Below are 9,093 nucleotides of genomic sequence, written 5' to 3'. Positions count from 1 at the left end.
TCCCGGATCTGGATCTGACGAAGCCCGGGGTGCAGACCAAGTGATCAAGCCGGAAGCGATACCGCAGTTCACCGGTGACCTCGGGCAGCTGGAGAAGGACTACGGCAGTCTGAAGACCGATGCCGGGCACATCCGCGGCACCGGGTCCGATGTCCACACCCAGTTCCAGGGTTTGTCCGCGTACTACCAGGCACCCGAGGCGGAGAAGCTGTTCGCGTCGACGAAACCGGTCCAGGACCGGGCCGACGGCTTCGCCGACGACCTGGAAAAAGTCTCCACCGCCCTGTCGGACTACGCCACCGAAGTCCGCCCACTGGCCGCGAAGCTCGAGCAGCTCAAAGCGGATGCGACGACGTTCGTCAACGCGAACAAGGGCGATGACGACTGGGAGTACGACGAAGACAAGATCGACGAGCACAACCAGCTCCGCGACGACGTCACCGCGACCGTTGCCGCGTTCTGGGCCGCGGAACGCACCTGCCACAACAAGATCACCGCCCTCTTCCCCGGCGGGATCCAGATGGTCGCCGGTGACGGATCCGACCGAAAGGACCAGTACGGATTCAACGCCGACGACCTCAAGAACGCGAAACTCCCCTGGGGCGACCCGGTCGAGGAGAAGCACCACGTCTGGGAAGTCGGCCACTGGGTCAAGTCGTTCGTCTGGGACGGACTGATCGTCGATGGGATCTGGGGCACCATCAAGGGCCTGGGAACCCTCGTCGGGTTCGGCGGCTGGGACGCCATGGGCCAGGCCTGGAAAGGCCTCGCCCAGCTCGCCACCGGCCTCGCGATCACCTCGATCCCCGGCGCCAGCACCTTGTTCTGGACCCTCCCCGACGACAAACTCCCCTCCTGGCTGCGTGACTCACGCACCGCGATGAAGGAGACCGGGAAAGCACTCGTCGCCTGGGACGAGTGGGGCAAGAACCCCGGCCGGGCCGCTGGAGCCGTCACCTTCAACGTCCTGACCACCGTCTTCACCGGCGGCGCAGGCGCCGGAGTCTCAGGCGCCGGCAAAGCCGGCGCCGTCGCCAAGGTCCTCTCCGTCGCAGGCAAAGCCGGCAAGGTCATCGACCCCATGACCTACATCGCCAAAGGCGCAGGCGCCGGCCTCTCCAAAATCGGCGACATCGCGAAGGGCCTCAAGGGGATCGAGAACATCGAGATCCCGAAGCTGCCGGACGATGCGATCGTGCTGCCGGAGGGTGCGCTCAAGCTGCCCGACGGCGCGGTACACCTCCCCGAGGGAGCAGTCATCCCGGACGGGGCGGTCAAGCTCCCCGACGGCAATTTCAAGCTGCCCGACGATGTCCCGGTCCTGCCCGAGGGCGCCACCAAGCTGCCCACGGCACCCGGCGCGCCCGCCCGGTATTTCGACAACGAGTTCAACCTCCTCGACGAGAACGGCAACGTTCTCCAGAAGGTCGATGACGCCCGCGTCGAAGGTTCCCCGGACATCCGCCCCGACACCGGCGCGGACACCAACACCCCGCACACCGAAACCCCGTCACCGGTCCGCGAACCGGCGCTGGTCGGCGCGGGCGCCCACTCCGCCGACACCACAGCCCACGTCGGCGCCAACGCCGGCGACCACGCCATCCGCATCGGCGACAGCCTCGGCAACGACCTCGGCGACATCGGCCGCACCGGAGACAACCTCCCAGGCAGCAACATCGGCGACAACCTCCCCGGAGGCAACGCAGGAAACCACCTCCCCGGAGGCGGAGTCGGCGACCACATGCCTACCGGCCACGCCGGCGACAACCTGCCCACCGGCCACGCCGACGACCTCGGACACGGGCCCTCAGCCAGCCACGAACCGCCCCATGGCGGCGGTCACAGCGACAGGCCGGGGGGCGAGCACAGTCCGGAGAGCGGCGGTCACGGCGAGGGACCAACCGGCGGCGGCCACGAGGGACCGACCGGCCCAGCACACGAATCAGCGCAAGTTCCGCACAGCGGAGACCAGTCCGGCGTGCCCGGTGGGGCGCATCCCGCCTCCCCCATCGACGAGATCACTCCGGAGCGCTACAGCAGGGGCGACGACACGTCACACGCGCCGACAGAGCCCATGCGGCCCGAACAGGAAGCAGGGCTCACCGACGCGCTCTCCCGTGCAAAAATGGACCCGCAGGATCAGCTACGCGTGCTGCGTACGCTACGCAAGGAGCCCTTCGGCTCCGAGGTTGCCGACCTGATTTCTCGCGGGCACCTCAACGGCGTGAAAAATTACGAGGAAATCCTCAGCATGTGCAAGCAGGGTGCCACCAAGGGAAGCAAGAGCATGGTCCCTGCCGCGTACATGGCGCTGAGCCATGCAACGGAGCTGCAGAGCAGGGGATTCGGACATCTTGCGTTCGAGCTCACGGACGACGTGACTGGTCTCGACCTGGACGTGACCACGCTCCATCCCGACGGAACGCCCCACTACGGCTACCAGTTGAAAGACGTAGACAATATTGATGGGATCAAGAGCGCGGCCAAGAAGGCGGCCAAGCAACTCCTGCCCGACGCGGCCGCGAAGAAGATAGCCATTCTGGACGTGCATCAGTCCTTGACGGATCTCAACGCCAAGATGTTCAAGGAAGTAGAGTTCCAGGCCAGGAGAGCCGGGGCTACGTTCCAGCTACGCTTCCACGACGGCTCCATAACCGTTCCGCCCAACCGCCCAGTTCTCCCGTGAGGTCTTCATGTCCACTCTGATGCGCGCCCCACGTGAGTGCGGCTCATGGTTCTGGGATCTCGAAGAATTCGCACCGCCCGGCCTCGAATCAGCGCTGGTCACAGCGGCCCGAATCGTCGAGGTCCTGCAGAAATACAAGCTGCTTACGCCTCATCGACTCGAATACCGCTGGTACATCCTCGACTCAGGCGGCATCAACATCACGACGAACCTGGCACTGACGGTTCCCTTGAGTGATGCGAATCTGCCCGAACAGATCCGCAACAGTCGCCCCGTGGGCTTCCCCGGCGCCGATGTCGATGACCTGCAGGTGGTTGGACCTGGACAGTGGTTCGGCCCTGAGGGAGCACCGCGCGGGGAGCCCCGCCTGCTCAGCCTGTCGGTGTCCCCTGCACCCGTAGGACTCTCCGCTGAACTCGCCGTCCACCACGACATCTGGGGCTGGTTCGACTTCGCAGGCCGCCCGCACCCTGACGTGTACGAGCGTAATGCCCCCCGTCTCACTGCCGCGCTTCAGGATCTGAACGCGCTACTCGGCGTGGACGCGGAACCCGGCGAAGCCACGCTCTTCGGATTCGCCACGCCACTAGGCATCGGCATCCCCGATGCACTCGAAGACGGATCAGGGCCCGACGTCACAAACAAACTCTGAGCAGACCGAATCAGGGTCCTCGCGCACCGTACTCTTCATCGGCAGCTGAAAGTGAAGGGCCTAGCATTGAAGTGACTCTCAAATGTTCGCGCGCGGCGTTCGACCGGTTGCATGCCATCGACTGGAGTGACGACTCCAAGGCATTCGAACACGCAAATTCGCGTGCCCTGTTGATGCGGGAGTACCTGCGCCGCGCGGCCCTGTGGGCACGGGCCTACGGTGCCGAGCGGTCGTGGCCGTTCTTCGACATTGCCGAGTACGTCGACGCTGCGGTCCAGACGCCGCCTGAAGTCGCCACCACTCTGGCGGAGGTCCTGAGCGGGCTCGGCCCCGCCTCCCTCAGGACCACGTGCCGAGGTGCGGTCCGGTGGGCGGTGCTCAGGGATGCTCAGATCGAGTGGCCTGGTGATCTGCCGGATCCCTACGAACCGCTTCTGCTCATGTACGAGCGCGGCGGGGGCTATTTCCTCGAGGAGTACATCGACCTCAGCGGCGTGATGATCCGGCTGGGAAACGTTGAGAGCAATCTCTCCGCCACCCCCTTCCTCACCCTCGCCCCCACTACTCTCGACGCTCTGGATGCCGAGGGCGAGATCACGTACTTCGCGAAGATCGACGAGGGCCACCCCCGGAACAGCCCGCGCGGCATCGTCCGGCGCCGACTTGACGACGACCGGACGTATGACGAAGCCTTCACCAGCAATCTCCGTTGGGAGCCGACCGAATACCTCAGGCTGTACGACCTCGGACACAACGACACCGACCACGTCGAGATCCCCGAGACCGAGGCCGCCGCATTCATCGAATCCGTGACGAAGAAACTCACCGGACCCCGCTGAGCTGGGCGCTCCGTCGCGCGCCCGGAATCGACAGGGTGGGTACGAACGCGCGGCGGACGACGAGGAAGGATTCCGGACGGGGCTCCTGTGTCCGAAAGCGGAACGGGTCGGCCCACGAAGAACTGGCTCAAGGACGAGGGATAAGCCCCTCCCTGGCATAAGCGGAGCCACCGGACCGGTTCATCCCTCCTCTGGGCGGCATGGCCGCGACCACCCGCATTCCGGTCCAGGGTCCGCTCGACGACCCGGAGTTGCCACAGGGCGTGCGCGGCATGCGACCCGCAGGCTTCGCCGAGGCTGAGGCCGGAGACATTCTCGCCTCCGGGCCCGCTATCCGGTTCGACGCCGACGGCAAGCCGCGCCACGAGCACCAGCTGGTCGGCTCGGGCGATATCGCCCGAGCCGCTCGGCCTGTCGGCCGAGGTGCGGTCTTCCATGACATCTGGGGCCAGTTCGACTTCAGAGGGTTGCCGCACCCAGAGATCCACCAGCGCAACGCTCCGCCACTCTCGGCCGCCCTCCAGGCCGTGACGCTCTGCTGGGCGTGGTTGCGGAACTGGGCGAACCCAGCCACTCGGAACCGCCGACAGATATGGAAATCATGGCCCCCGATGTGGTCGGGGGCCATGGCCCCGGCCTGACCAACCTGCTCCGACCCTCTGCAGCAGATGGCTCCCCGACGGCATCCTGCGCCTCGGAGCCCATTCCCGCGAGCTCCCCCAGGCCGCTATTCGACTAGGTCGATCTCGCTTTCATTACACCGCGTTTTCATTCATTACGCGGGCGAACAGAGAGCTCTCCCTTGTGCGGCGCGCAATGCAATGTTCCTATGTCCATTTTGGGACGATTTGACACTTCTGTCGTGTGATGTGAGCGATATGACGCACGCCACCATGATGCGACTTAGTAGGACAAAGATCCCGCTTCATGGCCTGTTTGCGGCGATTTTGTCCGCTGTTGCCCGATCCCTGTACGTATTCCGATAGTAAGGAGGGTCATTGACCGGAAGTTTGAACTCGCTTAACAATTCTTGGCATCCCCACGGGAGAGGTAATTCCGATGCAGATCCCCGCGATGTCCAAGAAGTTCGCTCACATGACCCAGATCAAGAAGATCACGCTGGGCATGGTCACCGCCGGTACCGCGATCGCCGCCTGCACCGTCGCCGGTGCTCCGGCCGCCTCGGCAGCCACCCCCGCCCAGTCCACCGGCAACGTCAGCACCTGGATCAACCAGTCGCTGGAGATCATGCACGCCAAGGGCATCCCGGGCTCCTACAACGGCATCTACCGCAACCTGATGCGCGAGTCCAGCGGCAACCCCAACGCCATCAACAACTGGGACTCCAACGCCGCCAAGGGCATACCGTCCAAGGGTCTGCTCCAGGTCATCGACCCGACCTTCAAGACGTACCACGTCACCGGCACCTCGTGGAACATCTACGACCCGGTCGCCAACATCACCGCCGCCTGCAACTACGCGGCCCACCGCTACGGCTCGATCGACAACGTCAACTCGGCCTACTGATCAGCCGGCGCCGAAGCCGGTCCACGACGGCTGCCGAACCGGCTCGGTCCAGGCCGGCCGGTTGCCGGAGGCGGGCGAAACAGGCCCGGTAAGGCGAAACGGGGCCCGGTCCAAGACCGGGCCCCTCTCGCTTTCCCCACCCTCATCAGGGCTTCCCGATCCCCCCGGATCCCTCCCCGGAAGCGCCCGACGCAAGATACGACCCGGCAGGCCACCGAAGGGTTGCACGCCTTTGCGATGTCTTTGCCCGGCCGCCTCGCACCCGCTCTCAGCAGGCGTGCTCGACGTACCGGGCCGTTACCTCCGCGAGAACTTCGGCGCCGTCCCGCGCCCACAGGCCCTCGTTGAAGATCTCCACCTCGATCGGCCCGGTGAAGCCGGTGGCCTCGACCATCTCGCGGAATGCGCGGAAGTCGACGCTTCCGTCGCCGAGTTGGCCCCGTCCCACCAGCACGCCCGCCGGGAGCGGGGTGATCCAGTCCGCCAGCTGGAACGAGTGGATACGGCCGCCCGCACCGGCCCGGGCGATCTGTGCGGCCGCCTGGTCGTCCCACCAGATGTGGTACGTGTCGACGACCACGCCGACCTGCTCCGCCGGGAAGCGCTCGGCGATGTCCAGGGCCTGGGACAGGGTGGAGACGACGCAACGGTCCGAGGCGAACATCGGGTGCAGCGGTTCGATGGCCAGGCGGACGCCTTGCTCCTGCGCGTACGGACCCAGCTCGGCGAGCGCTTCCGCGATGCGTTCACGGGCGCCGTGGAGGTCGCGGCTGCCCGCCGGGAGGCCGCCGGAGACCAGGACCAGGGTGTCGGTGGACAGAGCCGCCGCCTGGTCGATCGCGGCGCGGTTGTCGTCCAGGGCGCGGGCCCGATCGGCCGGGTCGAGTGCAGTGAAGAAGCCGCCCCGGCAGAGGCTGGTGACGGAGATCCCGGCGTCGGTGAGGAGTTGGACGGTGCGCTCGACCCCGTACTCCTGGACAGGGGCCCGCCACAGGCCGACCTTGTCGATGCCCGCCTTGACGCAGCCCTCGGTGAGCTCGGGCAGCGACCACTGCTTGATGGTCTCCTGGTTGATGCTCAGACGCGACAGGTCCGTCATCGGACACCTCCGTTGACCGTGAGCAGGGCGCGCATCCGGGATTCGGCCAGCTCCGGGTCGGGGAACAGGCCCAGCCGGTCGGCGAGTTCGTACGCCTTCGCCAGGTGCGGCAGCGAGCGGGCGGACTGGAGGCCGCCGACCATCGTGAAGTGGTCCTGGTGGCCGGCCAGCCAGGCGAGGAGGACCACGCCCGTCTTGTAGAAGCGGGTGGGCGTCCGGAAGAGGTGCCGGGACAACTCGACCGTAGGGTCGAGGAGTTCACGGAAGCCCTGGACGTCCCCGGTGTCCAGGACACGCACCGCGTGGGCGGCCAGCGGCCCGAGCGGGTCGAAGATGCCGAGCAGCGCGTGGCTGAAGCCGCGGTCGTCGCCCGCGATCAGCTCGGGGTAGTTGAAGTCGTCGCCGGTGTAGCAGCGCACCCCGCCGGGAAGGCGGCGGCGTACGTCGATCTCGCGCTCGGCGTCGAGGAGCGAGATCTTGATGCCGTCGACCTTGTCCGGGTGTTCCGCGATGACCTTCAGGAACGTGTCGGTGGCGGCGTCGAGGTCCGTCGAACCCCAGTAGCCCTCCAGAGCCGGGTCGAACATCGGGCCGAGCCAGTGCAGGACGACCGGCTCCGAGGCCTGGCGCAGCAGGTGTGCGTACGTCTCCAGGTAGTCCTCGGGGCCGTTCGCCGCGGCGGCGAGGGCGCGGGACGCCATCAGGATGGCCTGGGCGCCGCTCTCCTCGACCAGGGTCAGCTGTTCCTCGTACGCGGCCTTCACCTCGGCGAGCGTGGCCGGGCCGGCGGGAAGCTGGTCGGTGCCGACGCCGCAGGCGATCCGGCCGCCGACCGCCTTCGCCTCGGCGGCGGAGCGGCGGATCAGTTCGGCCGCGCCCGCCCAGTCCAGGCCCATGCCGCGCTGGGCGGTGTCCATGGCTTCGGCAACGCCGAGGCCGTGCGACCAGAGGTGGCGACGGAAGGCGAGGGTGGCGTCCCAGTCGACGGCAGCGGGGCCGTCGGGGCTGACGTCGGCGTACGGGTCGGCGACGACATGCGCGGCGGAGAAGACCGTACGGGAGGCGAGCGGCGACCCGCCCGGGGCGAGGTCGAGCGGGGTGGTGCGAGGTTCGTACGGACCCTGCGGGAGGTGGATCGTCACAGCGTCAGCTCCGGTACGTCGAGGCGCCGGCCCTCGGCGGAGGACTTGAGCCCGAGCTCGGCGAGCTGCACGCCGCGGGCGCCGGCCATCAGGTCCCAGGTGTACGGCTCGTCGAGCGCGATGTGGCGCAGGAAGAGCTCCCACTGGGCCTTGAAGCCGTTGTCGAAGACGGCGTTGTCGGGGACTTCCTGCCACTGGTCGCGGAACGGCTCGGTGACCGGGAGGTCGGGGTTCCAGACCGGCTTGGGGGTGGCCGATCGGTGCTGGACGCGGCAGTTACGGAGCCCGGCGACGGCGGAGCCGTGGGTTCCGTCGACCTGGAACTCGACGAGCTCGTCGCGGTTGACGCGCACGGCCCAGGAGGAGTTGATCTGGGCGACGGCGCCGCTCGCCAGCTGGAAGATGCCGTAGGCGGCGTCGTCGGCGGTGGCGGCGTACGGCTTCCCCTGCTCGTCCCAGCGCTGCGGGATGTGCGTCTGGACGTGTGCCTGGACGGTCTTGACCTGGCCGAACAGCTCGTGGAGTACGTACTCCCAGTGCGGGAACATGTCGACGACGATGCCGCCGCCGTCCTCGGCCCGGTAGTTCCAGGACGGGCGCTGGGCCTCCTGCCAGTCGCCCTCGAAGACCCAGTAGCCGAACTCGCCGCGCACGGAGAGGATCTCTCCGAAGAAGCCGCCGTCGATGAGGCGCTTCAGCTTCAGCAGACCCGGCAGGAAGATCTTGTCCTGGACTACACCGTGCTTTATTCCGGCGTCGCGGGCGAGGCGGGCCAGCTCCAGGGCGCCCTCGACGTCCGTGGCGGTGGGCTTCTCGGTGTAGATGTGCTTGCCCGCGGCGATCGCCTTCTTGATCGCTTCGACGCGGGCCGAGGTGACCTGGGCGTCGAAGTAGATGTCGATCGACTCGTCCGCGAGGACCGCGTCGAGGTCGGTCGACCACTCGGTCAGACCGTGCTGAGCGGCGAGTTCCTCCAGCGCGTGGGCGCGGCGGCCGACGAGGACGGGTTCGGGCCACAGCACCTCGCCGTCGCCGAGGTCGAGGCCGCCCTGCTCGCGGATCGCGAGGATCGAGCGCACCAGGTGCTGCCGGTATCCCATGCGACCCGTGACGCCGTTCATGGCGATGCGCACTGTCCTGCGTGTCAC

The 9,093-nt window shown here is 67.2% G+C and carries 8 protein-coding genes; 5 read left to right on the top strand and 3 right to left on the bottom strand.

What is annotated here, in order from left to right:
- The first annotated feature begins 40 nt into the window (after positions 1-40).
- From ACIA8E_RS18410 to ACIA8E_RS18390, 5 genes are all read left to right on the top strand, one after another.
- Positions 41-2,686, top strand: coding sequence for a hypothetical protein (locus ACIA8E_RS18410; protein WP_399299153.1), 2,646 nt, complete (start codon positions 41-43; stop codon positions 2,684-2,686).
- 7 nt (positions 2,687-2,693) lie between these two features.
- Positions 2,694-3,338, top strand: coding sequence for a hypothetical protein (locus tag ACIA8E_RS18405; RefSeq protein WP_399299151.1), 645 nt, complete (start codon positions 2,694-2,696; stop codon positions 3,336-3,338).
- A gap of 71 nt (positions 3,339-3,409) precedes the next feature.
- A complete protein-coding gene (locus tag ACIA8E_RS18400) occupies positions 3,410-4,177 on the top strand; it encodes a hypothetical protein (RefSeq protein WP_399299149.1) in 768 nt (255 codons plus the stop codon).
- Between the two features lie 200 nt (positions 4,178-4,377).
- Positions 4,378-4,818 (top strand): hypothetical protein, encoded by a 441-nt coding sequence (locus ACIA8E_RS18395; protein WP_399299147.1) that lies wholly within the window; start codon positions 4,378-4,380, stop codon positions 4,816-4,818.
- Positions 4,819-5,236: 418 nt separating this feature from the next.
- On the top strand, positions 5,237-5,704 hold the full coding sequence (locus tag ACIA8E_RS18390) for a transglycosylase SLT domain-containing protein (protein WP_399299145.1): 468 nt from the start codon (positions 5,237-5,239) through the stop codon (positions 5,702-5,704).
- 268 nt (positions 5,705-5,972) lie between these two features.
- Here the strand turns inward: ACIA8E_RS18390 and ACIA8E_RS18385 are convergent, their stop codons facing one another.
- The 3 genes from ACIA8E_RS18385 to ACIA8E_RS18375 are packed head-to-tail and all read right to left on the bottom strand — an operon-like array spanning position 5,973 to position 9,093.
- Complete coding sequence (locus ACIA8E_RS18385) at positions 5,973-6,803, bottom strand: sugar phosphate isomerase/epimerase family protein (RefSeq protein WP_399299143.1); 831 nt, start codon at positions 6,801-6,803, stop codon at positions 5,973-5,975.
- Complete coding sequence (locus ACIA8E_RS18380; protein WP_399299141.1) at positions 6,800-7,945, bottom strand: dihydrodipicolinate synthase family protein; 1,146 nt, start codon at positions 7,943-7,945, stop codon at positions 6,800-6,802. Before ACIA8E_RS18380 ends, ACIA8E_RS18385 begins: the two co-directional genes overlap by 4 nt.
- The gene (locus ACIA8E_RS18375; RefSeq protein WP_399299139.1) at positions 7,942-9,093 is read right to left on the bottom strand and encodes a Gfo/Idh/MocA family protein; all 1,152 of its coding nucleotides are present in this window, start codon (positions 9,091-9,093) and stop codon (positions 7,942-7,944) included. The genes ACIA8E_RS18380 and ACIA8E_RS18375 overlap by 4 nt, the downstream gene beginning before the upstream one ends.

Origin of the sequence: Streptomyces sp. NPDC051664 (genome assembly GCF_044453545.1) — a bacterium.
In the GTDB taxonomy this organism is placed as follows: Bacteria; Actinomycetota; Actinomycetes; order Streptomycetales; family Streptomycetaceae; genus Streptomyces.
Note: the sequence above shows the minus strand (reverse complement) of the source record. Positions and strands in the feature narration are given on the sequence as shown.